Annotated in this window: 23 protein-coding genes; 10 read left to right on the top strand and 13 right to left on the bottom strand. The window is 74.3% G+C overall.

The window, feature by feature from the left end; all coding sequences use genetic code 11:
* Positions 1–38: 38 nt before the first annotated feature.
* Both PV721_RS22970 and PV721_RS22965 read right to left on the bottom strand, forming a co-directional pair.
* Complete coding sequence (locus PV721_RS22970; RefSeq protein WP_319727320.1) at positions 39–1,502, bottom strand: penicillin-binding transpeptidase domain-containing protein; 1,464 nt, start codon at positions 1,500–1,502, stop codon at positions 39–41.
* Positions 1,499–2,866, bottom strand: coding sequence for an FtsW/RodA/SpoVE family cell cycle protein (locus PV721_RS22965; RefSeq protein WP_319727318.1), 1,368 nt, complete (start codon positions 2,864–2,866; stop codon positions 1,499–1,501). The genes PV721_RS22970 and PV721_RS22965 overlap by 4 nt, the downstream gene beginning before the upstream one ends.
* 96 nt (positions 2,867–2,962) lie before the next feature.
* Between PV721_RS22965 and PV721_RS22960 the strand changes: the two genes are divergently transcribed.
* From PV721_RS22960 to PV721_RS22950, 3 genes are all read left to right on the top strand, one after another.
* A complete protein-coding gene (locus tag PV721_RS22960) occupies positions 2,963–3,370 on the top strand; it encodes a DUF6325 family protein (protein ID WP_319727316.1) in 408 nt (135 codons plus the stop codon).
* Positions 3,370–3,789: an SHOCT domain-containing protein gene (locus tag PV721_RS22955; RefSeq protein ID WP_319727314.1), complete on the top strand. Its 420-nt coding sequence runs from the start codon at positions 3,370–3,372 to the stop codon at positions 3,787–3,789. Before PV721_RS22960 ends, PV721_RS22955 begins: the two co-directional genes overlap by 1 nt.
* 340 nt (positions 3,790–4,129) lie before the next feature.
* On the top strand, positions 4,130–5,308 hold the full coding sequence (locus PV721_RS22950) for a C40 family peptidase (protein WP_319727312.1): 1,179 nt from the start codon (positions 4,130–4,132) through the stop codon (positions 5,306–5,308).
* On the opposite strand, the gene PV721_RS22945 is transcribed toward PV721_RS22950, so the two are convergent.
* The 5 genes from PV721_RS22945 to PV721_RS22925 all read right to left on the bottom strand — a co-directional run bounded on the left by PV721_RS22945 (position 5,245) and on the right by PV721_RS22925 (position 11,316).
* Positions 5,245–6,519 carry a styrene monooxygenase/indole monooxygenase family protein gene (locus tag PV721_RS22945; protein ID WP_319727310.1) on the bottom strand — a complete coding sequence of 425 codons (1,275 nt, stop codon included), beginning with the start codon at positions 6,517–6,519 and terminating at the stop codon, positions 5,245–5,247. The two genes, PV721_RS22950 and PV721_RS22945, sit on opposite strands and share 64 nt — an antisense overlap.
* A 61-nt stretch (positions 6,520–6,580) precedes the next feature.
* The gene (locus tag PV721_RS22940) at positions 6,581–7,210 is read right to left on the bottom strand and encodes a GTP-binding protein (RefSeq protein ID WP_319727309.1); all 630 of its coding nucleotides are present in this window, start codon (positions 7,208–7,210) and stop codon (positions 6,581–6,583) included.
* On the bottom strand, positions 7,191–7,580 hold the full coding sequence (locus PV721_RS22935) for a DUF742 domain-containing protein (RefSeq protein WP_319727307.1): 390 nt from the start codon (positions 7,578–7,580) through the stop codon (positions 7,191–7,193). Before PV721_RS22935 ends, PV721_RS22940 begins: the two co-directional genes overlap by 20 nt.
* Positions 7,577–8,065: a roadblock/LC7 domain-containing protein gene (locus PV721_RS22930; RefSeq protein ID WP_319727306.1), complete on the bottom strand. Its 489-nt coding sequence runs from the start codon at positions 8,063–8,065 to the stop codon at positions 7,577–7,579. The genes PV721_RS22935 and PV721_RS22930 overlap by 4 nt, the downstream gene beginning before the upstream one ends.
* Positions 8,062–11,316, bottom strand: coding sequence for a nitrate- and nitrite sensing domain-containing protein (locus PV721_RS22925; protein WP_319727303.1), 3,255 nt, complete (start codon positions 11,314–11,316; stop codon positions 8,062–8,064). The genes PV721_RS22930 and PV721_RS22925 overlap by 4 nt, the downstream gene beginning before the upstream one ends.
* A gap of 409 nt (positions 11,317–11,725) precedes the next feature.
* Here PV721_RS22925 and PV721_RS22920 point away from each other — a divergent pair, with 409 nt between their 5' ends.
* The gene (locus tag PV721_RS22920) at positions 11,726–12,499 is read left to right on the top strand and encodes a protein phosphatase 2C domain-containing protein (protein ID WP_319727301.1); all 774 of its coding nucleotides are present in this window, start codon (positions 11,726–11,728) and stop codon (positions 12,497–12,499) included.
* A 28-nt stretch (positions 12,500–12,527) separates the two neighbouring features.
* Here the strand turns inward: PV721_RS22920 and PV721_RS22915 are convergent, their stop codons facing one another.
* Entirely contained in the window at positions 12,528–12,968 is a 441-nt protein-coding gene (locus tag PV721_RS22915) for a MarR family winged helix-turn-helix transcriptional regulator (RefSeq protein ID WP_319727299.1), read from the bottom strand.
* A gap of 209 nt (positions 12,969–13,177) precedes the next feature.
* Positions 13,178–15,574, bottom strand: coding sequence for an endopeptidase La (gene lon / locus PV721_RS22910; protein ID WP_319727297.1), 2,397 nt, complete (start codon positions 15,572–15,574; stop codon positions 13,178–13,180).
* A gap of 227 nt (positions 15,575–15,801) precedes the next feature.
* Here lon and PV721_RS22905 point away from each other — a divergent pair, with 227 nt between their 5' ends.
* Positions 15,802–16,107, top strand: coding sequence for a hypothetical protein (locus PV721_RS22905; RefSeq protein WP_319727296.1), 306 nt, complete (start codon positions 15,802–15,804; stop codon positions 16,105–16,107).
* Between the two features lie 27 nt (positions 16,108–16,134).
* Here PV721_RS22905 and PV721_RS22900 read toward each other — a convergent pair whose 3' ends face one another.
* The 3 genes from PV721_RS22900 to PV721_RS22890 form a co-directional block, all read right to left on the bottom strand.
* On the bottom strand, positions 16,135–16,890 hold the full coding sequence (locus tag PV721_RS22900) for a DUF4097 family beta strand repeat-containing protein (protein WP_319727295.1): 756 nt from the start codon (positions 16,888–16,890) through the stop codon (positions 16,135–16,137).
* Between the two features lie 127 nt (positions 16,891–17,017).
* Complete coding sequence (locus PV721_RS22895; protein WP_319727294.1) at positions 17,018–18,001, bottom strand: sulfurtransferase; 984 nt, start codon at positions 17,999–18,001, stop codon at positions 17,018–17,020.
* 224 nt (positions 18,002–18,225) lie between these two features.
* Entirely contained in the window at positions 18,226–19,608 is a 1,383-nt protein-coding gene (locus PV721_RS22890) for a glycosyltransferase family 39 protein (protein WP_319727293.1), read from the bottom strand.
* A 36-nt stretch (positions 19,609–19,644) separates the two neighbouring features.
* Here PV721_RS22890 and PV721_RS22885 point away from each other — a divergent pair, with 36 nt between their 5' ends.
* Entirely contained in the window at positions 19,645–20,187 is a 543-nt protein-coding gene (locus PV721_RS22885) for a hypothetical protein (RefSeq protein ID WP_319727291.1), read from the top strand.
* A 57-nt stretch (positions 20,188–20,244) separates the two neighbouring features.
* On the opposite strand, the gene PV721_RS22880 is transcribed toward PV721_RS22885, so the two are convergent.
* Positions 20,245–20,910, bottom strand: coding sequence for a TetR/AcrR family transcriptional regulator (locus PV721_RS22880; protein ID WP_319727290.1), 666 nt, complete (start codon positions 20,908–20,910; stop codon positions 20,245–20,247).
* A gap of 147 nt (positions 20,911–21,057) precedes the next feature.
* Here PV721_RS22880 and PV721_RS22875 point away from each other — a divergent pair, with 147 nt between their 5' ends.
* From PV721_RS22875 to PV721_RS22860, 4 genes are all read left to right on the top strand, one after another.
* Positions 21,058–22,815, top strand: a complete 1,758-nt coding sequence (locus PV721_RS22875) for a glycoside hydrolase family 3 protein (protein ID WP_319727288.1) — start codon at positions 21,058–21,060, stop codon at positions 22,813–22,815.
* A 192-nt stretch (positions 22,816–23,007) separates the two neighbouring features.
* On the top strand, positions 23,008–23,748 hold the full coding sequence (locus tag PV721_RS22870; RefSeq protein ID WP_319727286.1) for a response regulator transcription factor: 741 nt from the start codon (positions 23,008–23,010) through the stop codon (positions 23,746–23,748).
* 5 nt (positions 23,749–23,753) lie between these two features.
* Positions 23,754–24,848 carry an ATP-binding protein gene (locus PV721_RS22865; protein ID WP_416371157.1) on the top strand — a complete coding sequence of 365 codons (1,095 nt, stop codon included), beginning with the start codon at positions 23,754–23,756 and terminating at the stop codon, positions 24,846–24,848.
* A gap of 259 nt (positions 24,849–25,107) precedes the next feature.
* Positions 25,108–25,502, top strand: a 395-nt coding sequence (locus PV721_RS22860) for a 2-oxoglutarate dehydrogenase E1 subunit family protein (RefSeq protein ID WP_416371156.1), incomplete at its 3' end; no start/stop codon positions are given.

Genomic DNA, 25,502 nt, shown 5'->3' with positions numbered 1-25,502 from the left:
GCGTACGGGTGGGGCTGGCCGTCCGGGTTCGGCGGGAGCTACGTGCCCGCGGCCAGCGCCGCCTCCATCACCGCCCGCGCGATCGGCGCGGCCGCGCTGTTGCCGCTGATGTCGCCCCGGTCCGCCGCCGCGTCCTCGACCACCACCGCCACCGCGACCGCCGGCAGCGGCGCGCCCTCGGCCTTGGCCCAGGAGATGAACCAGGCGTACGGGGTCCCGGCGTTGCCGACGCCGTGCTGGGCGGTGCCGGTCTTGCCGCCGACGACCGCCCCCGGGATGGCCGCGTTCCGGCCCGTCCCGTTCTCCACCACCTTCACCATCAGTTCCTGCATCCGCAGCGCGGTGGCCGGGTTCATCGCGCGGCCCAGGCTGCGCTGGTCCCCGCGCCGGACCGGGGAGCCGTCGTCCTGGGTGGTGCGCTCCACCAGGTAGGGCGACTTGAGCTCGCCGCCGTTGGCGACCGCGGCCGCCACCATCGCCATCTGCAGCGGGGTGGCCTTGGTGTTGAACTGCCCGATGGAGGACAGGGCCAGCTGGTCCTGGCTCATGTCGGTGTCGAAGTTCGACCGGGACACCCAGGAGGGCACCCGCAGCGCCTCGCCGTTGAATCCGAAGCGGCGGGCCGCGTCCACCATCCCGCGCAGCCCGACCCGTACGCCGATCTTCGCCATCACCGTGTTGCAGGACCACTGCACCGCCTCCGCCATCGAGGCGTCCTGACAGCCCGTGGCCGCGTTCGGCAGCAGGGTGCGGGTGCCCGGCAGCGGGTAGGGGTCGGGGGTCTCAGTGGGTGCGTCCGCATCGGTGACCACGCCCGCGTCCAGGGCGGCGGCCGCCGTCACGATCTTGAAGGTGGAGCCGGGCGGGTACGTCTCGCGCAGCGCCCGGTTGAGCATGGGCTTGGCCGGGTCCGCGTTCAGCCGCGCCCAGGCCTCCGTCACCCGCGGGCCCGTCCCGGACAGCTCGGCCGGATCGTACGAGGGGCTGCTGACCAGCGCGAGGATCCTCCCGGTGACCGGCTCGACGGCGGCCACCGCCCCGCGCTTGCCCGCGAGCCCGGCGTACGCGGCCAGCTGCATGCCGGAGCGGACGGTGGTGACGGCGTTCCCGCCGGCCGGGCGGCCGCGGGCCAGGTCGTACCAGAGCGGGAAGGCCGAGAGGCCGGGGTCCGTGCCCGACAGGACCGCGTCCTCGGCGCGCTCCACGAAGCTGGTCCCGTACGTCTGGGAGGAGAAGCCGGTGACGGGCGCGTAGAGCGGGCCGTTCGTGTAGGTGCGCTCGTAGCGCAGCAGCTGGCCGCTGTCGCGGGAGCCGGTGACGGGCCGCCCGTCGACCAGGATGTCCCCGCGCGGCTTCGCGTACCGCTCGATGGCGGGGCGCTTGTTGGCCGGGTTCGCGCCGTAGGCGGCGGATTCCCAGACCTGCACGCGGGCGATGTTGACCAGGAGGGCGACGAGCAGCAGCGCGCAGAAGTACGCGCACCAGCGGATGTAGCGGATCACGGGGCCCCCTCCCCGGCGGGGCGCGGCCTGCGGGCGCTGTCGCTCAGCCGGACCAGCAGCGCGACGATGATCCAGTTGGTGACGACGGAGGAGCCGCCCTGGGCGAGGAAGGGCATGGCCATGCCGGTGAGCGGGATCAGCCCGGTGACTCCGCCCGCGATGACGAAGACCTGGAGGGCGACGATCGAGGCGAGCCCGGTGGCGAGCAGCCGTCCGAAGGGGTCGCGCAGCGCGAGGCCGGCGCGGAAGCCGCGGGCGACGAGGAGCCCGTAGAGGAGCAGGATCGCGGCGAGGCCGACGAGGCCGAGCTCCTCGCCGGCGGTGGCGAGGATGAAGTCCGACTTGGCGGCGAAGCCGATGAGGAACGAGTGGCCGTGGCCGAGCCCGGCGCCGAGCAGGCCGCCGGCGGCGAAGGCGAAGAGGGACTGGGCGAGCTGTCCGGGGCCTTCGCCGCGTTCGATGGAGGCGAAAGGGTTCAGCCAGTCGTCCACGCGGCTGTGCACGTGCGGTTCGAAGGTCCCGACGGCGTACGCGCCGAGGGCGGCGAGCAGCAGTCCGATCGCGATCCAGCCGATCCGCCCGGTGGCGGTGAACAGCATGATCACGAACAGCCCGAAGAACAGCAGCGAGGTCCCCAGGTCCCGTTCCAGGACGAGCAGGCCGACGCTGAGCAGCCAGATCGCGAGGATCGGGCCGAGGACGCGGCCGGGGAGCAGGCGCAGCTTCCAGAAGAGCCGGCGGCCGGTGAGGGCGAGGGCGGTGCGCTTCGCGGCGAGGTAGGCGGCGAAGAAGACGGCGAGCAGGATCTTGGCGAACTCCCCCGGCTGGAAGGAGAGTCCGGCGAACCGGATCCAGATGTGCGCGCCGTTGACCGCGGGGAAGAAGACGGGGACCAGCATCAGCACGAGGGCGGCGGCCACCGAGAGGTAGGCGTAGCGCTGCAGCACGCGGTGGTCGCGGAGCAGCGCGACGACGAGGACGAACAGCGCCATTCCGAGGGCGGACCAGCGGAGCTGGTCCCCGGCGGTGAGGTGGCCGGGGGTGGTTGCGTCGAGGCGCTGGATGAGGACCAGCCCGAGCCCGTTGAGCAGGACGGCGATGGGCAGCACGAGCGGGTCGGCGTACGGGGCCCTGAAGCGGACGGCGAGGTGCGCGAGCAGCGCGGCGGCGGCGAGGCCGGCGGCGTAGCGGCCGGCGAGGCGGGGGACGTGGCCGGTGGTGGCGAGGCCGACGTACAGGTGGCCGAGGACGGAGACCAGGACGGCGCCGGCGAGGAGCGTCAGCTCGACGCCGCGGCGCTTGGGGGCGCGGGCGTCGGGGGGCGGGGGCGTGGGCTCCGTTACCTTCGCCGTCAGAGCGGTCATACGCGAAACGTAGCAAGCAGGCGGATGGTATGTCCGGTTATGTCATAGTGTGCCGAAGAGTCGTCAAAAACGGTCACACGTGAGGAGCCGAGGCGTATGGGACCCGTGGAATTCATCGTCCTCGCCTTCCCCGAGGAGCAGTTGCGGGTCCCTGCGATCGAGGCCGTGATGGGGCTGCGCAAGACGGGTGTGGTCCGGCTGATCGACGGGCTCGTGGCGACGAGGACCGCCTCGGGCGACGTGCTCGCGGCCGAGTTCGACGAGTTCGTCGAGCTGCACGGCCTGCTGACGGGGCGGGACGTGGCACGGCTCATCGGACCGGAGGACGTACAGGAGGCGGCGGGGCTGCTGGAGCGCGGGAGCTGCGCGCTGCTGCTGGTGGTCGAGCACGTGTGGGCCGAGGACGCGGCGGTCGCCGTACGGGCGGCGGGCGGGCGGATCGTCGGCTCGGTCCGCATCCCGCCGGACCGGATCCCTGCGGACCCGCGCGCGGGGGTGGCCTGATGTTCATCCGGCCCGTGGGGGCGACGGTCCGCCCGGCCCAGCGCCCGGCGGGCCACCCGCTGCTGAGGGGCCTGCTGGCCCGGGCGGCCGGGGCTGCGGAGGACACGACGGGCGCGGTGGGACCGGCCGAACCGCCGCGCCGGGGCCTGTTGGCGCGGGCGGTCCAGGCTGCGCAGGCCCCGGCGGAACCGGAACCGATGCCTGAACCCGAGCCTGAACCCGAGCCTGAACCCGAGCCCGATCCGGAACCCGGGCCGGCGGAGGAAAGGGGGGGCGGGGGGACGGCCGCCCCGCCGACGCCCGCGCCCGCGCCGACCCCTCTGGTGGCGGAGCTGCGGCAACTGGCCGACCTGGCCCGCGAGGGCCTGCTGACCCCCGAGGAGTTCACGGCGGCCAAGGCCCGCCTGCTGCGGGACTGACGCCGCGCGGCCGCGTCACACGGCCGGACTCTTCGCGCTGCGGCCCCCGGACGCCAGGGCCGGGCGGCCCCACCGACGACGCCGGCTCGCGCGCAGCCCGCCACGGCCGGGTTGCCTCAGCCGGGAACGGACTCGGCGGCGTAGTGCCCGCCGGCGGCCGTCCCCCGGACGAACCGGAGGGGCTCCACGGCCTCGAGCCGGTTTTCGAGGGGCTCGCCGGAGGCCGGCACGGACCACCCCGGCCGCTCCCCCAAGCGGGTGGCGTCCCGCGACCGGCCGACACCGTTGGGCGATTTGTCATACCGGGCGTGGCAGCATCGGCCGCCTCGGAGGTGATCCCATGTCACATCGGCCGCTTCGCGCCGCCTGCATTGCCGCGGCGCTCCTCGTCGCCGGACCGGTCCCGCTTGCCGGGGCCGAGCCCGCCCGCCCCGAAGCGGAGTCCGTCGCGGTCCTGCTCACCCGCCTGCAGGGGCTCTACCAGAAGGCCGAGGAGGCCGCCGAGGCGTACAACGCCACCGAGGTCGCCCTCAAGGCCGGCCAGGAGGAGGAGCGGCAGCGCACCGCCGACCTCGGCCGGGCCCGTACCGCCCTCGACTCCACGAGGGCCCTCGTCGGGCGGCTCGCCCGGGAGCAGTACCAGGGCACCCGCGGCCTCTCCCCCTACGCCCGGATGCTGCTCGCCGGCACCCCCGAGGCGGCCCTGGAGCAGCGTCGGCTCACCGCCCGCGAGGGCGCACGGCAGGCCGGCGTGCTCGCCCGGCTCATGCGCGGCGAGAAGAAGGCCGACGAGCTCGCCGTCCGGGCCCGCAAGGCCCTGGACACCCGGCAGAGCCTGGCGGCGCGGCAGAAGCTCCACAAGGACGAGGTCGCGGCGCAGCTCAAGGAGGTCGAGCGGGTGCTCGCCTCGCTGACCCCCGAGCAGCTCGCCCGGCTCGGCGCGCAGGAGGACAAGAACACCGCGGCCGCGCAGCGCGACCTGCTGGACTCCGGCCGGCTCCCGGCCCGCACCGGCACCCCCACCGCGGCCGGCGGCGCCGCCCTCACCTATGCGGCGGCCCAGATCGGCAAACCGTACGTCTGGGGCGCCGAGGGCCCGGGTTCCTTCGACTGCTCCGGGCTCACCTCACAGGCCTGGGCGCACGCCGGGCGCACCATCCCGCGGACCAGCCAGGAGCAGTGGGCGCAGCTGCCGAAGGTGCCGCTGGACCAGCTCCGCCCCGGGGACCTGGTGGTCTACTTCCCCAAGGCCACGCACGTGGCCCTGTACGTGGGCGAGGGCAAGGTGATCCAGGCGCCGCGGCCGGGGGCGAAGGTGAAGGTCTCGCCCCTCGCCGCGAATCCGCTCCTCGGCGCCGTGCGCCCGGACCCCGGCGCCACCCCGCTCGCGGAGTTCGCTCCCCCGCCGCTGCCCGGGGCGGACGCGACGGCCACGGCGGGGGACGAGGACAGCGGTTACTCGTCCGAGGAGGCGCCGGCCGAGGACGCCGCGACCGACGAGGCGACCTCGGCCACGTAGTCCGCCGCGTCCTCCGGGTCGTAGAAGTACGCGTCGAAGTCGGCCGGGTTGTCGAAGCCGTTGGCGAATCGATCCGCCACCGGCTGCAGCTGCCCGGCCGCACCGATCAGGTTGAGCACGTGCTCCGGCGGGACGCCCAGCATGGCGTTCGTCCACTGGGTCACCGGCTTGCCCGTGGTGAACCAGTACTTGTCGAAGGTCGCCTGCATCCAGGCCTCGTCGAACGGGTTGTCCCCGTGCATCAGGATCGAGGAGAGGTACGAAGCCGCGCACTTGGCGGCGGAGTTCGAGCCCTGCCCGGTGATCGGGTCGTTGGCGACGACCACGTCCGCGACGCCCAGCACCAGCCCGCCGCCGGGCAGTCGCCCGATCGGGTTGCGGACCACCGGCGCGTAACGCCCGGCCAGCGTCCCGCCCGCGTCCGTCAGCTCCACCTTCGTCGCCCGGGCGTACTCCCACGGCGTGAACTTCTCCATCAGCTCCAGCGTGAGCGCCAGGTGTTCCGCCGGGTCGTTGATCCCGTTGAAGACGTCCAGCGGGCCGCCCGGGAGACCCTCCCAGAACAGGATGTCCGCCCGGCCCGAGGTGGTCAGGGTCGGCATGACGAACAGCTCGCCCACGCCCGGGACCAGGTTGCAGCGCACGGCCTCCGTGTCCGGGTGCTCGGCGCGCGGCCCGAGCCCGTGCACGTACGAGACGGCCAGCGCCCGCTGCGGGGCGTCGTACGGGGACCGGGCCGCGTCCCGCCCGAACATCGACACCAGCTCGCCCTTGCCGGCGGCGACCAGCACCAGGTCGTACGTACGGGAGAAGTAGTCGAGGTCGGCGACGGACGCGCCGTGGATGACCAGCTGCCCGCCGCGCTGCGCGAAGGTGTCCAGCCAGCCGGCCATCTTCACGCGCTGGTCGACGGACTGCGCGTACCCCTTGAGCCGGCCGAGCCAGTCGATGGCGCGGCCCGCGTCGGGGGTGGCGACGGAGACGCCGAGGCCCTCGATCTTCGGGGCCTGCTGCTCCCAGAAGTTGATCTGGAGGTCGCGCTCGTGCTGGAGCGCCGTGTCGAACATGCACTGCGTCGACATGACCCGGCCGGTGCGGATCTCGTCCGCCGTCCGGTTCGACATGAGGGTGACCTCGTACCCCTTCGACTGGAGGCCGAGGGCGAGCTGGAGACCGGACTGGCCGGCTCCCACGACGAGTATCTTGCGCATCTCACGTTCTCGATTCGGGGCTACGGGGGGGACGGGGCTGCGGGCCTGCGGGCCTGCGGGCCTATTCGGGCGTGGTGTCGAGGGCGTGGCCCACCAGGGCCAGCAGGGACTCGATCACGGTGTGCCGGCGCCGTGCGTCCATGATCACGACGGGCACGTGGGCCGGCACGCTGAGCGCCTCGCGCACGTCCTCGGGCTCGTACGACTGCGAGCCGTCGAAATGGTTGACGGCGACGGCGTACGGGAGCCCGCAGCTCTCGAAGTAGTCGAGGGCCGGGAAGCAGTCGCGCAGCCGGCGGGTGTCGGCCAGCACGAGCCCCCCGATGGCCCCGCGCACCAGGTCGTCCCACATGAACCAGAACCGCTCCTGGCCCGGGGTCCCGTACACGTAGAACACGAGGTCGTCGTCGAGGGTGACGCGGCCGAAGTCCATGGCGACGGTGGTGGTGTTCTTGTCCGGGGTGCCGGACAGGTCGTCGGTCGGGACGCTGGCCTGGGTCATCACCGCCTCGGTGCGCAGCGGGGTGATCTCGGAGACGGAGGAGACGAAGGTGGTCTTGCCGACGCCGAAGCCGCCCGCGACCAGCACCTTGACGGCGACGGGGGCGCGGGAGCGGTCGTACTGCCAGGGCTGGACGGGGTCGTCGTCCACGGCCGGCGACACCGGCTGATCAGAGACGGCGAAGACCACTGAGCACCCTTTCGAGCAGCGCGCGTTCGGGACGGCCCGTACCGTGGCCGGTCCCGTAGACCCGGATCCGGCCCTGGTCGGCGAGGTCGCTGACGAGCACGCGGACCACACCGAGGGGCAGCTTCAGCAGCGCGGCTATCTCGGCGATCGTGCGCATGCGACGGCAGACCTCGACGATGGCGGGCATCTCGGGCATGCGGTCGGGCTTCTGCGGCTCCGACACCTTGGTGTCCAGGGTGGCGACGAAGGTCTCGACGTTCAGGACCTGCGTGAAGCGGGTGCGGCCGCCCGTGAGGGAGTACGGGCGGACGCGGGCGGGGCGGCGGTCGGCGCCGCGTATCGGCAGCCGGTCGGAGGCCGTACTCCTCACGGGGTGTTCTCCATCGACTGGCGCAGCTCGCTGCGGACTTCGGGGGTCAGGACGTGGCCGGCACGGCCGACGAACAGGGCCATGTGGTAGGCGACGACGCTCATGTCGCAGTCGGGGGTGGCGTGCACGCCCAGCAGTGAGCCGTCGCTGATGGCCATGACGAACACGGAGCCGTGCTCCATCGCGACCATCGTCTGCTTGACGGAGCCGGTGTCCATGAGGGCGGCGGCGCCGGAGGTGAGGCTGCCGAGGCCGGACACGATGGTCGCGAGGTCGGCGGACGCCCCGCGCGGGCCCTTCGGCCCGGCTTCGGCCCGGGGCTCGCCCGCGCCGCCCGTCGCAGGGTCGGAGGACAGGAGCAGCAGCCCGTCCGAGGAGACGACGGCGACGGAGTTGACGCCGGGCACCTCCTCGACCAGGTCGGTCAGCAGCCATTGCAGATTGCGGGCCTGGGTGCTCAGTCCGTACGTACTGGGCGCGGTCATGTGCGTGCCTCCTGTGCGGTGTCCCCCTGGTCGGTCTTGCTGTGTCCCTGCCCCTGGTCCTGCGCGTGCTCCTGGGCGAGCTCGGCGGCGGCGACACGTCGCCCGTCCTGGGCTCCCTGGTAGAAGCCGCCGAGCCGGCGCCGGAGTTCGTCGGCGTCGATCCGGCGCGGTGGCGCGGGCGGCCGTACGTCGTCCGCGCGCCCGGCGGTGACGGTGCGCGGGGTCCGCTTCGGCAGGCCCTTGTCGGTGACGGCGTCGTCGGTGTCGGCGGGGTGGCTGCCCTGACGGGGAAGCCAGTTGCCTTCGGCGGGGGCATGCCTGTGCGGGTCCCCTGCGGGGGGCCCGGCGGTGAAGACCTGGTCCGCGGGCACGTCCCCTGCGGGGGCCCCTGCTGCCGGCGGCTCGGCCGGGAAGGCCTGGTCCGCGGGCACGTCCCCTGCGGGGGCCCCTGCCGGCGGCTCGGCCGGGAAGGCCTGGTCCGCGGGCACGTCCCCTGCGGGGGCCCCTGCCGGCGGCTCGGCCGGGAAGGCCTGGTCCGCGGGCACGTCCGCTGCCGGGGGCTCGGCCGGGAAGGCCTGGTCCGCGGGGGGTGCGGCGGTGAAGATCTGGTCCGCCGGCGGCAGTCCGGCCTCGGCCGGAGCCGGGAACGGGGCTTCCACCTCGGCGGTCGGCTCCGCGGCCTCGGCCGGGAGGGCGGGGCCGGCGAGGGCCTCGGCCAGGGTCACCGGAGCCACCGTGGTGGTGGGCACGCGGAAGGCGGGCTCCGCCTCCGTGTCGGCCTGAGCCGGGACCGCGGGCTCCGCGGCAGCGGCTGCGGCCGCGGCCGCATTGTCGGCAGCAGGTACCGCGGGCTCCGCGGGAGAGGTGGCGGCGTCGGTCGGGAGCTCGGGCTCCGTCACGGCGTCGGTCTCGGGAGCCACGGGCCCTGCGGCATCGGCAGCCGGGGCGGCCGGCTCCGCGGCATCGGTAGCCGGTGCGGCCGGTTCCGCGGCATCGGCGCCAACCGAGTCGGCAGGTTCCACGGCGTCGGCGGAAGCGGAGTCGGCAGGTTCCGTGGCGTCGGCGGAAGCGGGGGCGGCCGGTTCCGTGGCGTCGGTGGCGGCCTGTTCCGTGGGGTCCGGGGCCGCGTGGGTGCCGCGGCGGCGGGGCGGGAGGGTGTTCTCGTTGGCCTCGGCGATCACGCCCGGCAGGTGCAGCGCGGGCGCGCCCGGCGTGGCCAGGGTGTGGACCGGGGAGACCGGCGGGGTGGCGGGCAGCAGCGCCGCCGGGACGACCACCAGGGCCTCGGTCCCGCCGTGCCGCCCGGCGCGCAGTTCCGCGGTGACCCCGTGCCGCGCCGCGAGCCGCCCGGCCACGTACAGACCGAGGCCCAGGCCGTGTTCGGCCTCGGGCTCCTCGTCGTACGCCTCGGGCGTGGACAGCCGGGAATTCAGCGATTCCAGCCGGTCCCCGGTGACCCCGATGCCCTCGTCCACGACGGACAGCACCACGTCACCGGAGTCCAGCGTCCAGCCGGACACCTTCACCTTGACTTCGGGCGGCGAGAACGTGGTCGCGTTCTCCAGCAGCTCGGCCAGCACGTGTGAGAGGTCGTCGGCCGCGTGCCCGGCGACCTGGGTGTACGAGGGCAGCGCCGCGAGGTCGACGCGCTCGTAGCGCTCGATCTCGCTGACGGCGGCCCGCATCACGTCGACCAGCGGCACCGGCAGCACCTGCCCGTGGCCGTGCTCCTGCCCGGCCAGGACCAGCAGGTTCTCGTTGTGGCGGCGCATCACGGTCGCCAGGTGGTCGAGCTTGAACAGGGTCGCGAGCCGGTCCGGGTCCTGCTCCTTGGACTCCAGCTCCTCGATGACCGCGAGCTGGCGCTCGACCAAGCCCAGCGTCCGCAGCGACAGGGAGACGGAGGTCGTCGACATGACGCGGCGGTGCTCCTCCAGCCCCGCCCGCAGCTTCACCAGCTCCTCCTCCAGCACGTCCCGGCTGGCGGTCAGCGCCTCGTTGCGGCCGATGATCCGGCGGCGGTCGGCGTCGAGCCCGGCGATCCGGGTGTGCAGGGAGACCGTCTGGTCGCGCACCGCGTTCAGGTGGCGCACGACCTCGGCGAACTCGTCGTTGCGGCCGGTGAACCGCACCGGTTCCACCGAGCCCTCCGGCGTCGCCAGCCGCGCCGCGCCGCGCCGCAGGACCGACAGCGGCCGGGTCAGCGAGCGGGCGACGGCGGTCGAGACGCCGACGGCGATCAGGAACAGCAGACCGAGCACGGCGACCAGGGTTTCGAGCCGGGTCACGTCGTCGTCGCGCAGGGAGGCCAGGGCGGAGGCGCGCTGGCCCGCGAGGGTGGCCTCGACGGTCCGCATCCGGTCGATGCGGGCGGTGAGCGCGCTGCCGACGGCGGCCCCGTCGGTCTTGCGGTCGGCCGGGTTCAGGGTCGGCCGGTCGGTGAGCCGCTTGAGGAAGTCGTCGGCCGTCTTGACCTCGGGGCCGGTGACGGTGGCGGTGAGGGTCTGGCGCACGTCGGGCCGCGCGGCGCGCGCGAAGTCGTCCAGCGCGGCCAGTTCCCGTACGCGCGAACGCTGGGCGGCGGTGGTGAGTTCGTCGGCCACGGCCGAGCCCGGGAGCTGCTCGCCGCGGGGGACGGCCAGCGCGGCGAGCAGCAGTCCGCGGGTGGCCGAGGCCTGTTCCACGGCCTGGCCCAGCGGGGCGAGCGGGCGGGTGGTGGTGAGGGCGGCCTCGGCGCGCGGCGGCGTCAGCTCGGCGAGCCGGCCCCCCGGGGCGAGGAGTTCCGTGATGACGCCGGTGTAGGCCTGGTGGGCGGCGAGGGCGGTGCCCTTGCCGTCGATGGCCTCGGTACGGACGGTCGCGACGCGGGCGAGGGCCACCGCGAGGGGCTCGTCGACCTCGGTCGCGGCCTCGGCGATCTGCCGGTCGGTCCGCCCGATGCGTTCCTGGAGGGCTCCCCTGGCGGCGCCGGGGCGGCCCTTGGCGGCGTACTCGACCACGGCGTCGCGCTCGTCGGCGAGGACGTGCGCGACGGTGAGGATCTGCCCGGTCTGTTCCGCGAGGGTGACCAGCCGCTGGGAGTCGTTCAGCTCCCTCGCGGCGGTGACGACGGCGGGGGCGCCTGCCGCGAGGACGGTGAGGCCGGCGACGGCGACGCCGACGACCAGCCTGCGGCGCACGCGGACGCGGCGTCCTGCGGGGGCCGGGCCGTCGGCGGCGGTGCCGTTCTTCCGAGACCGCTTCTTCTGCACCGGTGCTCGCAATCCTGTACGTGTGCTTGTGCTCGTCTACTCGTGTGGCCGAGGTAACGGCCGGTCAACAAGTAAACGCCCCCTGCCCCCTCGTACCGCCTCAGACCTTTGCAGCGTGTTGGGGAGAGAGCCGCACATCGCCCACCCGGCCACTCGAACGAGTGAACATCACGGAAGAGTTGGCAACCAACTCGGGCACCCTGCCCCAGAGCGCTTCCGTGGACAGGCGGTTGAAAGATCGATGCGGGCTTTGGCAGGATGCCCGCCCACATGTCCGCCAGCGTGCCCGCGCCCTGCCCGGGCCCCTCCGGCCCGCGCCCGGACGGTCCGCGTACGGGCCCGCACGCCTCCTCCCGCTTTGGTACGGACCTGCACGTGCGGCGCGGTCCCCGCCCGGCAGAATGGCGGCATGCGCATCGACCTCGCCTCGGCCCCCGGCAGTGAAGAACGCCCCAATGAGGACTGGGTGTCGGCCACGATCCCCGCCTCGGGCGGCGGCGTGCTGGTCGCCCTGGACGGAGTCACCCCGCCGAGCGGCGAGGACGGCTGCGTGCACGGAGTTCCGTGGTTCGCGGCCCGGCTCGGCGGCCGATTGACCGAACTGTCCGGATCGCGACGGGACATGACGCTGGACCGGATTCTGGCCGAGTCCGTCCGCGCCACGGCCGAGGCCCACCGCGACACCTGTGACCTTTCTCACGTCCGCACCCCGCAGGCGACGGTCGTCATGGTCCGCTGGGACGAGGCCTGCGTGGAGCACCTCGTGCTCTCGGACTCCGTACTCCTCCTCCAGGCGCCCGGGGGCGAGGTGACGGCGGTGCTCGACGACCGGCTGGACCGGGTGCCGCGGGAGGTGCTGCGCTCGGTGGCGGGGACGGACGCGCTGCGGAACGCGGAGGGCGGTTTCTTCACGGCGGCCGCGGACCCGGCGGTGGCCGCCCTGGCGGTGACCGGGCGCACCCCGCGCGGGCAGGTGCGGGCGGTGGCCGCGCTCACGGACGGGGCGAGCCGGTGGACGGACACGTTCGGGGAGGGCGACTGGGCCGAGTGCCTGGCGGTGCTGCGCAAGGAGGGAGCGGAGGGCCTGATCGGCCGGGTCCGCGCCCTCGAGCGCGACCCGGCCCGGCCTCCGGCACGGTACAAGCGGCACGACGACGCGTCGGCGGTCTACGCGGAGCTCTAGGACCTGGGCGCGGGTGGGGCGGGTGCCCCTACTCCGCGCCGGCGTTCAGCTGGTTCAGCAGCCGGGCCAGTTCCGCCACCTCGCCGCGGTCCCAGCCGGCGAGCTTGCGCATGTACTGCTCGCGCCGTGCGCCCCGTACCCGCAGGAACCGCTCGCGGCCCTCCTCGGTGAGGCCGACCAGGAAGGCCCGGCCGTCGGCGGGGTCCGGCTCGCGGGCCACCAGGCCCAGGACCTCCAGGGCCCGCAGCTGCCGGCTCATGGTGGCCTTGCCGACGCCGAAGTAGGCGGCGAGCTCGGTGGCCCGCTGCCGGCCGGCCGCCTCCAGGCGTACGAGGAGCCCGTACGCGGCGGGCTCCAGCTCGGGGTGGAGCTCGCGGGCCATCTCGCCGGAGGAGGCGCGGGCGCGCCGGAGGAAGACGGACAGCTCCCGCTCCAGGGCAAGGAACTCCTGGTCTTCGCTCCCGTGCACGTCCCGCTCCTTCGATGGTGTGTGGCACCTCGGTGGGTGAGGGCCAGTATTTCGCAGGGCGTGCGCCGACGGCCCGGGACCCCGCCGGAGCGGGGAGCCGGGCCGTGTGGTGGGGCGCGAGCGGGGCGCGAGGCGGGCGCGCACTCGGCGCCGCCGGGGGCGCGCTCGGAGCGTGAAGGGGGACACCCGGCGCGCCGTGCGGCCCTCCGTCACGCCGCGGCGGCGACCTCCACCTCCGCCTGGGCCAGGGCGAGTTCCAGCACCTGGCGCACGTCCGTCACCGGGTGCACCTCCAGCCCCTCCAGCACCTCCGCCGGGACGTCGTCCAGGTCGGCCTCGTTCCGCTTCGGGATGATCACGGTGGTCAGCCCGGCCCGGTGCGCGGCCAGCAGCTTCTGCTTGACCCCGCCGATCGGCAGGACCCGTCCGGTCAGCGAGACCTCGCCGGTCATGGCCACGTCGGTGCGGACCTGCCGTCCGGAGAGCAGCGAGGCGAGCGCGGTCGTCATCGTGATGCCGGCGCTCGGGCCGTCCTTGGGCACGGCGCCCGCCGGGAAGTGGATGTGCACGCCTCGGTCCTTCAGGTCGGCGACCGGGAGCTCCAGTTCCGCGCCGTGCGAGCGCAGGAAGCTCAGTGCGATCTGCGCCGACTCCTTCATGACGTCGCCGAGCTGGCCGGTGAGGGTCAGGCCGGCCGCGCCCGTCTCCGGATCGGCCAGCGACGCCTCCACGAACAGCACGTCGCCGCCCGCGCCGGTCACGGCGAGGCCGGTGGCCACGCCGGGGACCGCGGTGCGCCGCTCGGCCGGGTCCTGGGCGGACTCGGGCACGTGGTGCGGGCGTCCGATCAGCCCGCGCAGGTCGTCGGCGCCGACGCTGAAGGGCAGCTCGCGCTCGCCCAGCTCGTGCTGGGAGGCAACCTTGCGCAGCAGGCGCGCGATGGACCGCTCCAGGGTGCGGACGCCCGCCTCCCGGGTGTACTCCCCGGCCAGCCTGCGCAGGGCGCCCTCCTCCAGGACCACCTCGTCGGCGCCGAGGCCGGCGCGCTCCAGCTGGCGCGGGAGCAGGTGGTCGCGGGCGATGACGACCTTCTCGTCCTCGGTGTAGCCGTCGAGGCGGACGAGCTCCATCCGGTCGGCCAGCGCCTCCGGGATGGCCTCCAGGACATTGGCGGTGGCCAGGAAGACGACGTCGCTCAGGTCGAGCTCCACCTCCAGGTAATGGTCCCGGAAGGTGTGGTTCTGCGCCGGGTCCAGGACCTCCAGCAGGGCGGCCGCCGGGTCGCCGCGGTAGTCGGAGCCCACCTTGTCGATCTCGTCGAGCAGCACCACCGGGTTCATCGACCCGGCCTCCTTGATGGCCCGGACGATCCGGCCCGGCAGGGCGCCGACGTAGGTCCGGCGGTGGCCGCGGACCTCGGCCTCGTCGCGGACGCCGCCGAGGGCGACGCGCACGAACTTGCGGCCCATGGCGTGCGCCACGGACTCCCCGAGGGAGGTCTTGCCGACGCCGGGCGGCCCGACGAGCGCGAGGACGGCCCCGCCGCGGCGGCCGCCGATGACGCCCATGCCGCGGTCGCTGCGCCGCTTCCTGACGGCGAGGTACTCGGTGATGCGGTCCTTCACGTCGCTCAGGCCGGCGTGCTCGGCGTCCAGCACCGCCCGGGCTCCCCGGATGTCGTACTGGTCCTCGGTGCGCTCGTTCCAGGGCAGTTCCAGCACGGTGTCCAGCCAGGTGCGGATCCAGGAACCCTCCGGGCTCTGGTCGCTGGCCCGCTCCAGCTTCTCGACCTCCTTGAGCGCGGCCTCCCGGACCTTCTCGGGGAGGTCGGCGGCCTCGACGCGGGCCCGGTAGTCGTCGGACTCCTCGCCGTCCTTCTCCCCGTTCAGCTCGCGCAGTTCCTTGCGCACGGCCTCCAGCTGCCGCCGGAGCAGGAACTCCCGCTGCTGCTTGTCGACGCCGTCCTGCACGTCCTTGGCGATGGACTCGGCCACGTCCTGCTCGGCGAGGTGGTCGCTGAGCGCCTTGATCGCGAGCTTGAGGCGGGCGACGGGGTCGGCGGTCTCCAGCAGTTCGACCTTCTGGTCGACCGTCAGGAACGGGGAGTACCCGGAGTTGTCCGCCAGCGCGGACACCCCCTCGATCTGCTGGACCCGGTCCACGACCTGCCAGGCGCCGCGCTTCTTGAGCCAGCTGGTGGCGAGCGCCTTGTACTCCTTGACGAGCTCGGCCACGGATCCCGGCAGCGGGTCCGGCACGTGCTCGTCCACGGTCTCGCCCTCGACCCAGAGCGCGGCCCCGGGTCCGGTGGTGCCGGCGCCGATGCGGATCCGGCCGCGGCCGCGGATGAGCGCTCCGGGGTCACCGTCGGAGAGCCGCCCCACCTGCTCGACCGTCCCGAGCACACCCGTCGCGGCGTACTTCCCGTCGATCCGCGGCACGAGCAGCACCCGCGGCTTCCCGCTGCCCGCCGCGGCCTGGGCCGCCTCCACGGCCCCGCGCACCTCGGCGTCGGACAGGTCCAGCGGAACAACCATTCCGGGCAGCACGACCTCGTCGTCGAGCGGCAGCACGGGCAGAGTGAGTGTGACGGACGTCGAAGCCATGATCTTCCCTCCGGCAGTGAAGTTGAGCTATGCCGACTCAATGCATGTGCGCTCCCCAATGTTCCCCAACCCCCGTTCGCCCGGGGCGAACGCCTCCGCGTGGTTCCGTCGGCACCCTTCACTGATGGACGCCCTGGAGTGCACGGGCCATGCCGGCGGCTTAGCGTCGCTGTGCGATACGCGTGCCGTCCGGCCGCGGCGCGTCCAGGCGGTCGAGAGGAAACTCCATGGCAGTCGTGATGACCTTTTCCTGGCCCGAGATCACACCCGACGTGTACGACGCGGTGCGCCAGAAGGTGCGCTGGGAAGAGGACGCACCGGACGGGTGTGTGCTGCACTCCGCCTGGTTCGTCCGCGGCGGCCTCAACGTGATGGACATCTGGGAGTCGGAGGACCACTTCAACCGGTTCATCGAGGCCAGGATCGCCCCCGTGCTCAAGGGCGAACTGGGCGTGGCGAGCGACCCCGAGCCGAAGTTCTACCCCCTGCACCGACGCTTCGTCGCACCTGGTGTCAGCGGCGGCGGCTCCTGACGTACGCCTTCGGGGCCACGGTCCGCGCTAGCTCCGTGCGGAGACGCGGACGTCGCCCGAGGTGGTCTTCGCCGAGAGGCGGGAGGGGGCCGAGGGGTCTGCGGGCAGGGTGATGTCGCGGGTGCCGGAGGTGGTGGAGACGTCGACCCGGTAGGGAGCCGTGGGGACCTTCAGCGTGACGTCGCCCGAGGTGGTCTCGGCCAGCACCGAGGACGGGGCCGCGGTGAAGTCCATGCGGGCGTCGCCCGAGTCCGAGTGGACGTCCGCGCTCGGGCCGGAGAGGCCGGCCGCGGTGATGTCGCCCGAGGAGGTACGGATCTTCAGGGGGCCCGCGATGCGCTCGGCACGGACCTCGCCGGAGTCGGCCTCCACCTCGGCGGCGGCCACGCCCGTGACGGTGATGCGGCCGCTGCTGCTCTCCAGCTTGACCCTGGCCGAGGCCGGGACCTCCAGGCGGTAGTCGATGGAGCAGTTGCCGGAGCAGCCGTCGGAGAAGGTGAGCACACCCGCGCTGACCTGCTGGCCGGGGGTGGGGGCCGTGTCGCCGCGGTAGTGGACGGTGCGGCGGACCGTGACGCCGGGACCCGCCCCCGGGGTGACCTCGATCGAGCCCGACCGCGCGTCCGTCACCTCGACCGCCGCGACCGGCTCGGTGACCGTGGTGTCGGCGGTCGCGGTCTTCTTCGGTCCGTCCGAGAAGGAGCAGCCGGCCAGCAGGAACCCGGCCCCGAGGACGGCAACCGCGGTGCGCACGAGGCGGTGTGACGTGGCGTGAGAAGTCATGGACCGATCCTCGCGCGGCTCCACCGCCCGGCCGATGGGGCCGGTACCCGGACTCCGGGTGGGGTTAACCCCCGGCCCCGGAAGCCCCCGGCCCGGCCGGCGGCGGAGCACGGCACCCTCCGGGCGCCTACGGGCCGGTCGCGACCGGGCGAAGCGGCGACGGCACGCCCCACTCGCTCCAGGAGCCGTCGTACACGGCCAGCTCCTCGTATCCGGCGAGGTCGGCGCCGAGGGCCAGCACGCAGGCGGTCACCCCGGAGCCGCAGCTGAAGTAGAGGCGGTCGCGCCCGCCCACGACCTCGGCGAAGGCCGCGCGGAGCTCGCCGGCCGGACGCATCAGGCCGTCGCGGTCCTGCAGTTCGCCGAACGGCAGGTTGACCGCGCCCGGCATGTGCCCGCCGCGCAGGCCCGGGCGGGGCTCGGGGGCGGTACCGGCGAAGCGCCCGCGGGTGCGGGCGTCGACGACGGCCGCTGCCGGATCGGCCAGGGCCGCGGCGACGGCCTCGCCGCCGACCAGCAGCCCGGGGCGGGGCCGCGCGGTGAAGGAGCCGGGCGGGCCGTCGTAGGCCGGGCCGGTGTCCTCGACGGGCAGGCCGGCGGCGGTCCAGGCGGGCAGTCCCCCGTCGAGGACGGCGACCCGGTCGAAGCCCATGGCGCGCAGCATCCACCAGGCGCGGGCGCTGGAGTAGATCCCGGCGCCGTCGTAGACGACGACGGTGTCCGCGTCGCGGACCCCGAGCGCCCGCATGGCCTCGGCGAATGCCCGGGCCCCGGGCATGGTGTGCGGGGCGGGGGCCCCGTGGTCGGACAGGGCCCCGTCGAGGTCGAAGGGGCGGGCCCCCGGAATCCGGCGCTCGGCACCCCGGTGGGCACCGACGGAAGCGTCGAGGACCACCGGTCCGGCCGCCCCGAGCCGCCCGGCCAGCCAGTCCACCCCGACGAGCGGCCCTGGCAGCGGTTCGGCCTTCGGCCGGGGCGGCGATCCGGTCCCCGGCCCGGGCGTCCCTCCGGCCTCCGGCCCGGGCAGCGCTCCGGCGAGCCGTCCCGCCGCGGGTTCGCGCCCCGCTCCCGGTCCGGGCTCCTGGGACGCGGCGTTCTGGGGCGTGGGCATTGGGCACCTCCGGCTGGACGACGCGGGTCGCCCCATCCTCCTCCGCCGCCCGGAGTGCCGGCCGGGCGGGGCGGCGGCAGGCCGGTGCCGGCCGCACGCGGACCGGGGCCCCGCCGGGCCGGGTCAGCGGCGCGCCTCCCGGCAGGCCGGCACGGCCCGGGGCGCCCGTCGGGGCAGCGGCGAGCGCCCCGGCGGGCCGACACCGACGGCGCACCCCCGGCGGGTCAGCGGCAGGCGCCCCGGTGGGCGTACACGGCGATGCGGGCTCCGCGCACGGCGGTCGTCGAGCACAGTTCGAACCGGGTGGCCAGGGTCTCCCGCTTGACCGCCTCCCGCGGGTACGGGTCCAGTGGCTGACCGGACGGGTCCAGCAGGGCGATCACCCGCGGCGAGGCGAGCAGGGCCGAGCGGATCCGGTCCGGGGGCAGCTCGGTGCCCTGGAGGCTGTGCGAAGCGGCCGGGGTGCGGTCCAGGGCCACGTCGCGAAGTTCCGCGTGGGTCCCGGGCGAGGAGAGCAGCCACTCGCGCCGGCGCGCGGGCATGAACACCACGGCGTCCCCCGGCCGGGCCCGCTCCCGGACCGCGGCGGCCACCGCGAGGACGTCGTCCTTGCGGCTCTCCGGCGTGCGGAGCCACACCGACCAGATGCCGAACGGCACGAGCAGCGCCGCGACCAGCACCCACGGCCACCACCCGCGGGCGGCCGCCAGCCGGGCCCCGGCCAGCAGGGCGGGTCCGGCCAGCGCGTAGAGCACGTACCGGTCGACGTACCAGGGGTGCAGCAGGGAGATCACCATCAGCAGCCCGGGCGGCAGCAGGGCGAGGGGAAGCGCCACCCGGACGAGGTCCTTCGCGGCCCCCCGCGCGAGCAGCAGGGCCGCGCCGCCCACCACTGCGTACGCCGCCCAGTCCTGCCAGCTCGGCCGGCCGAGCCAGCCGAGCTGCTGCTCGGCCTGCCGGGCGCTCACCACGGCCAGCGGCAGCAGGAGGACGACCACGGCGGCGGCGCTCCACCGCCAGCCGCGCGAGCGCCACGCGGTGAAGGCGTGGGCGAGCAGCGCCAGTACGGCGAACTCGTGCAGCCAGCAGCCGAGCAGCAGCACCAGCGTGTACGCCGCCCACCGCTCGCGCAGCATCAGGTACGTCGCCCACACCACGGCGGCCGCGACCAGGGCGTACGAGCGCCCCTCCTGTGCGTACATCTGCACCGGCGGGAGGACGGCGTACACGCAGCCGGCGATCAGCGCGGCCCGCTCCCCCGCCAGCCGGTGCGCGACGGCGGCCACCCCGGCGGCCGCGAGCGCGGTGGCGGCGACGGAGGGCAGCCGCAGCGCCCACAGGCCGCCGTCCCAGAGCTGGAAGACCCCGTGCATGAGCAGGTAGTACAGGCCGTGGACGGCGTCGACGCCGCCCAGCAGCTCCCAGATCCCGCCGAGCGGCCGGTGGGCCACCTGCCAGGTGACGGACTCGTCGCGCCACATGCTGCCGCTCCGCTCCAGGCCCCAGAGGCCGAGGACCGCGGCGAGCAGCGGCGGCAGCAGCCGCCAGGGGGCGATCCGGCTGATGTCGGCCTCCGGGAGCTGTCGGAACGGGTGGGCGGACTCCATACTCGGGGTTGGACCGGAGTGATGGCGGAGGTGGGTGTGCGCACGTTCCGAGCGGTGGCGGGCCTGGTGCTGAGCGCGGCGTTGCTCACGGGATGCGGACCGTCCGCCTCCGGAGACGGCGACGACACGCCTCCGAAGGCCTCCACGGAGTCGGCCCCGGGCCCGACCGGGAGCGCCCCCGGCCCTGGAACGAGCCCGGGCCCCACCGCGAGCCCCACGGCCGGCCGGCTCCCCGCCCCCGGCGAGACCCTGGTCCGCGTCACCCGCAGCGGTGGCTTCGCCGGCCGGACCCACACCCTCATCGTCAAGGGCGACGGCTCCTGGACCCTGCTGGACGCCGAGGCGAAGCAGGAGCGCACCGGCACGATGCCGGAGGCCGGGCTCGCCGCCCTGCGCACCGCCCTCGAGGAGGCGGACTTCGCCCACCTGCCCAGGAGCGCCACGGGCGGCCCCACGATCTACGACGGGTACTTCTACACCTTCGTGCACGGCGGCTACGAGGTGGCGGGCGCCCAGGGCTCCCTGCCGCCGGCCCTGACGAAGGTGGTGGACGCCCTGCCCTCCTTCACGGCGCGCTAGGCCACCCGGCCCCAGGGGGCACCCGGGCCCAGGCCACCCGGGCCTGGAACACCCGGCCTAGGACACGGCCGGGGCCGGCAGGCCCGTCCCCGCCGCCGAGACCTCCCGCAGCAGCCGGTCCAGGAACCCGCGCAGCCGGGCCGGCATGTCCACGTTCCCGGGCGCCAGCACCCACTGGATCTGCAGCCCGTCCATGACGGCGATGATCTCCCGCCCGACGGCGTCGCAGTCGGCGTCCGGGCGCAGTTCGCCGCGCGCGACGCCCGCCTCCAGCACCTCGACGGTGTGGCCGAGCACCCGGGCGTAGCGCTGCTGGAAGTACGCGTGGGCGGGATGCCCGGGGTCGGCGGCCTCGCCGACCAGGGTGTTGAACATCCGGACGATCCCCGGCCGCCGCTCGTTGTCCGCGGCCAGGCCCACGAGGGTGGTGAAGTACGCGGCGACCGATGCGGCGGGTTCGCCGAAGAGCCGCTCCACGTCGTGCCGCTCGCTCTGCGCGAGCACCGACAGCAGCAGGTCCTCCTTGCCGCGGAAGTGGTGCAGCAGCCCGCCCTGGGTGATCCCGCAGCCGGCCGAGATCCGGGCCAGCGAGGAGGCGTGGAAGCCCCACTGCGCGAAGTGCTCCACCGCGGTGTCGAGGATCTTCTGCCGGCGGGCGTCGCCGACCGCGTAGGTCCCGCGCCCGGCGCCCTTCGGAGCCGCTCGCCCCGTGTCCCCTGCCATGCGCCCCACCCTAGACGCCGCCCCCTTCCGGCCACCGCCGGGGGTGACCCACGTCACTTTCAAAAACCTAGCGGGTGCTAGGTTTTCGCCTCTACCGTGACGCCCACGCCGCCGATCCGCCCGGCCACGCAGTCCAGGAGCCCCGCCGTGAACGCAATCCCCGAGTACCAGGACGCCTCCCTCCCCGTCGACCGGCGCGTGGCGGATCTGCTCTCCCGGATGACGCTGGAGGAGAAGGCCGGCCAGCTCTTCCACTCGATGCTGATGATGAACGCGGACGGCAGCCCGGTCACCGAGACCGACGGCTCGATGCTCCCGTTCACCACGCCCGAGCTGGTCGAGGACCGCTTCCTGTCGCACTTCAACCTGCTGGGCACCTACGGGGCCTTCGAGATGGCCCGGTGGCAGAACGCCGTCCAGGAGATGGCCGCGGCCACCCGCCTCGGCATCCCGGTCACCCTCTCGACCGACCCGCGCCACGCCTTCACCGACAACATCGGCGCCTCCTTCAACGCCGGCGCCTTCTCCGCCTGGCCGGAGGCCCTGGGCCTGGCCGCGATCGGTGATCCCGAGCTCGTCCACCGGTTCGCCGACACCGTCCGCCGCGAGTACCTCGCCGTCGGCTTCCGCGTCGCCCTGCACCCGCAGATCGACCTGGCCACCGAGCCCCGCTGGGCCCGCCAGACCGGCACTTTCGGCTCCGACGCCGAGCTGACCGGCCGGCTCGTCCGGGCGTACGTAGGCGGCCTCCAGGGCCCGGCCCTCGGTCCCGGATCGGTCTCCGCCATGGTCAAGCACTTCCCGGGCGGCGGCCCGCAGAAGGACGGCGAGGACCCGCACTTCGCGCACGGCAAGGAGCAGGTCTACCCGGGCGGCATGCGCGAGCACCACCTGGAGCCGTTCAAGGCCGCGATAGCCGCCGGGTGCGCGCAGATGATGCCGTACTACGGCCAGCCGGTGGGCACCGACTGGGAGGAGGTCGGCTTCGGCTTCAGCAAGGGCGTGGTCACCGGCCTGCTCCGGGAGGAGCTCGGCTTCGACGGGATCGTCTGCACCGACTGGGGGCTGCTCAACGACGCGACGATCTTCGGGCAGGTGCATCCGGCGCGCGCCTGGGGCGTGGAGCACCTGAGCGTGGCCGAGCGGGCGGCCCGCGCCCTGGAGGCCGGCTGCGACCAGTTCGGCGGCGAGCAGTGCCCGGAGGTCGTCGTGGAGCTGGTCCGCTCGGGCCGCGTCGCCGAGTCCCGGATCGACGGGTCCGTACGCCGGCTGCTGCGCGAGAAGTTCACGCTCGGCCTGTTCGAGAACCCGTACGTGGACCCGGACGCGGCGGCCGAGACCGTGGGCCGGGCCGATTTCGCGGCCATGGGCGACGCGGCCCAGCGCCGCTCCCTGACCGTCCTCACCAATCCGGACGGCCGGCTGCCGCTGCGCGGGCGGCCGAGGCTGTACGTGCGGGGCGTGGACGAGGGCGTGGCCGCCGGGTACGGCGAGGTGGTCGACGGACCGGCCGGGGCGGACCTCGCAGTCCTGCGCCTGCGGACCCCGTACGAGCCCCGGGAGAACCTCTTCGAGTCCTTCTTCCACTCGGGCTCGCTGGCCTTCCCCGAGCCGGAGCTGACGGAGGTCCTGGCCCTCCTGGACCGGGTCCCGACCCTGGTCTGCATCAACCTGGAGCGGGCCGCCGTCATCCCGGAGATCGCCGCACGCGCGGCCGCCCTGATCGCCGACTACGGCGCCTCGGACGCCGCCCTGCTGGACGTGGCCTTCGGCCGGGCCATCCCCGAGGGCCGCCTCCCCTTCGAGCTCCCGCGCTCGATGGAAGCGGTCGCGGCCTCCCGTCCCGATGTGCCGAACGACACCCACGACCCGGTCTTCCCGCACGGGCACGGGCTGACCCTGTAGAGGGCCACAGACGGCGGGGCACCTGACCGGTCCCGCCCGCCGGGTGCCGGTCCCGTGGGGGGTCCGGCACCCGGTACATATCATTCCGCTTACGCTGCTCCAGCACATATGCCATGTCCGAACCCCACGTAGCCGCAGGCCGGTGCCTCCTCTACGCTGCACCCCATTCACGCGGGATCTTCAGGGGCGGACATGGAACAGACACACACCACACACAACGGCGCCGCGGCGACACCCGGCGCCCAGCGGCGTGTGCTCGTCGTCGAGGACGACCACACCATCGCCGAGGCCATCGCGGCCCGCCTGCGCGCCGAGGGCTTCCAGGTGCAGACGGCGACGGACGGCCCCGCCGCCGTCGCCGCGGCCGAGAGCTGGCTGCCGGAGCTGCTGGTCCTGGACGTCATGCTGCCCGGCTTCGACGGGCTGGAGGTCTGCCGCCGGGTCCAGGCGCAGCGGCCGGTCCCGGTGCTGATGCTCACCGCGCGGGACGACGAGACCGACCTGCTGGTGGGGCTCGGGGTCGGCGCGGACGACTACATGACGAAGCCGTTCTCGATGCGCGAGCTGGCGGCGCGGGTCCACGTGCTGCTGCGCCGGGTGGAGCGGGCGACGATCGCCGCCCACACCCCGCGCGGGGCCACGCTGCGCCTGGGCGATCTGGAGATCGACCACGCGCAGCGCCGGGTCCGGGTGCAGACCGAGGACGTGCACCTGACGCCGACCGAGTTCGACCTGCTGGTGTGCCTGGCCGGGACCCCGCGGGCGGTGCTCTCCCGGGAGCAGCTGCTGGCCGAGGTGTGGGACTGGGCCGACGCGTCCGGGACCCGTACGGTCGACAGCCACATCAAGGCCCTGCGGCGCAAGATCGGCGCGGAGCGGATCCGTACCGTCCACGGCGTCGGGTACGCCCTGGAGACCCCGGCCCAGCCGTGAGCGGCGTGCCGACCGGACCGAGGCAGCGGCACCGGCCCGCCGGGGGCCTGCGGCCCTTCTCGCCGTTCTCGATCAAGACCAAGCTGGGCACGCTCGTGGTGGTCTCGGTCTTCATCACGACCGGCCTGCTGCTGGTGGCCCTGCGCACCGACACCGAGCTGCGCTTCATCACGGTCTTCTCGGTGATCGCCTCGATGCTGATCACGCAGTTCGTGGCGCACAGCTTGACGGCCCCGCTGGACGACATGACGACCGTGGCCCGGGCGATATCCCACGGTGACTACACCCGGCGGGTGCGCGGGGCCGGACGCCGCGACGAGCTGGGCGACCTGGCCTCCACCATCAATCTGATGGCGGACGACCTGGAGGCCGTGGACCGGCACCGCAAGGAGCTGGTCGCCAACGTCTCGCACGAGCTGCGCACGCCGATCGCCGCGCTGCGGGCCGTGCTGGAGAACGTGGTGGACGGGGTCTCGGCCGCCGATCCCGAGACCATGCGCACGATGCTGAAGCAGACGGAGCGCCTCGGCGGCCTCGTGGAGACCCTGCTGGACCTGTCCCGGGTGGACAACGGCGTGGTCCCGCTGCGCGCCCGCCGCTTCGAGGTGTGGCCGTACCTGTCGGGGGTGCTGAAGGAGTCGCGGCTGGCGGCCGCCGGGCGGCCGGGGCTGCTCTCCGGCTCGGGCGGGCACACCCGCAACGACGTGCACCTGCACCTGGACGTCTTCCCGCCCGAGCTGTGGGCGTACGCGGACAACGAGCGCCTGCACCAGGTGGTGGCGAACCTGATCGACAACGCGGTCAAGCACAGCCCCCCGCACGGCCGGGTCACGGTCCGCGCGCGGGCCGGCGACGCACCCGGCGGCCTGGTCCTGGAGGTACGGGACGAAGGGCCCGGCATACCGGAGGCGGAGCGCCACCGGGTCTTCGAGCGGTTCAACCGGGGCAGCGCCCGCGGGGGCGACGGCGGCACCGGACTGGGGCTGGCGATCGCCCGCTGGGCGGTGGAGCTGCACGGCGGGCGGATCGGAGTGGCCGAATCGTCACGCGGCTGCCGCATCCTCGTCACGCTTCCGGGCAGCTCGCAGGCTCCGTGTTGACGTAGGGTTCGAGTGGGAAGGACATGATCTCGGCCACACGTACCCGGGATCCGTCAGGGGTGCGAAGCCAAGGGGGCCGCAACCTCGGTGCCCCCTACCCGAACCACACGTGTTTCCCGCCATTCCAGGCGGTGAAACCCGCCGTTCGATGTGACCTGCGCGACGGATGTCCCGCCCGGTCTGCATCTCACGGTCCAGGAGGCGTAGCCTTTATTCCCGCTGTCCATACCTTGTGAAGCGGAAGAGGGCGGTTGCCGCCGTGTCGCCACAGTCCCCCAGTAACTCGAGCACCACGACCGAAGCAGCAGAGGGCGGGAAGAACCCTGCCTCAGGCTTCGGTGCCAATGAGTGGCTCGTCGACGAGATCTATCAGCAGTACCTCCAGGACCCGAATTCGGTCGACCGGGCCTGGTGGGACTTCTTCGCCGACTACAAGCCGGGGGGCGTCGCCGCTCCGGTGAAGTCCGACGGTGCGGAGAAGCCCACGACGACGACGGACGGCGCCTCCGCACAGGCCGCCACCACCGTCGCCCAGGCCCCGCAGGTCGCCGACGCCGCCACGGGGGCGGCGAGCGCCGCGCCCGCGACTGCCGCCCCGGCTCCCGCGCCCACGCCTGTGTCAGCTCCTGCCCCTGCTCCTGCCACCCCCTCTGG

This window comes from Streptomyces sp. MB09-01 (assembly GCF_033794505.1).
In the GTDB taxonomy this organism is placed as follows: domain Bacteria; phylum Actinomycetota; class Actinomycetes; order Streptomycetales; family Streptomycetaceae; genus Streptomyces.
The sequence above is the reverse complement of the archived record's forward strand: the minus strand, read 5'-3'. Positions and strand labels throughout refer to the sequence as shown.

What these genes read in the sequence shown, in the direction of transcription:
- PV721_RS22965 (WP_319727318.1), bottom strand. Translation starts at nt 2,866, where the DNA reads ATGACCGCTCTGACGGCGAAGGTAACGGAGCCCACGCCCCCGCCCCCC.
- PV721_RS22960 (WP_319727316.1), top strand. Translation starts at nt 2,963, where the DNA reads ATGGGACCCGTGGAATTCATCGTCCTCGCCTTCCCCGAGGAGCAGTTG.
- PV721_RS22955 (WP_319727314.1), top strand. Translation starts at nt 3,370, where the DNA reads ATGTTCATCCGGCCCGTGGGGGCGACGGTCCGCCCGGCCCAGCGCCCG.
- PV721_RS22950 (WP_319727312.1), top strand. Translation starts at nt 4,130, where the DNA reads ATGTCACATCGGCCGCTTCGCGCCGCCTGCATTGCCGCGGCGCTCCTC.
- PV721_RS22945 (WP_319727310.1), bottom strand. Translation starts at nt 6,519, where the DNA reads ATGCGCAAGATACTCGTCGTGGGAGCCGGCCAGTCCGGTCTCCAGCTC.
- PV721_RS22930 (WP_319727306.1), bottom strand. Translation starts at nt 8,065, where the DNA reads ATGACCGCGCCCAGTACGTACGGACTGAGCACCCAGGCCCGCAATCTG.
- PV721_RS22920 (WP_319727301.1), top strand. Translation starts at nt 11,726, where the DNA reads ATGCGCATCGACCTCGCCTCGGCCCCCGGCAGTGAAGAACGCCCCAAT.
- lon (WP_319727297.1), bottom strand. Translation starts at nt 15,574, where the DNA reads ATGGCTTCGACGTCCGTCACACTCACTCTGCCCGTGCTGCCGCTCGAC.
- PV721_RS22905 (WP_319727296.1), top strand. Translation starts at nt 15,802, where the DNA reads ATGGCAGTCGTGATGACCTTTTCCTGGCCCGAGATCACACCCGACGTG.
- PV721_RS22900 (WP_319727295.1), bottom strand. Translation starts at nt 16,890, where the DNA reads ATGACTTCTCACGCCACGTCACACCGCCTCGTGCGCACCGCGGTTGCC.
- PV721_RS22895 (WP_319727294.1), bottom strand. Translation starts at nt 18,001, where the DNA reads ATGCCCACGCCCCAGAACGCCGCGTCCCAGGAGCCCGGACCGGGAGCG.
- PV721_RS22890 (WP_319727293.1), bottom strand. Translation starts at nt 19,608, where the DNA reads ATGGAGTCCGCCCACCCGTTCCGACAGCTCCCGGAGGCCGACATCAGC.
- PV721_RS22880 (WP_319727290.1), bottom strand. Translation starts at nt 20,910, where the DNA reads ATGGCAGGGGACACGGGGCGAGCGGCTCCGAAGGGCGCCGGGCGCGGG.
- PV721_RS22870 (WP_319727286.1), top strand. Translation starts at nt 23,008, where the DNA reads ATGGAACAGACACACACCACACACAACGGCGCCGCGGCGACACCCGGC.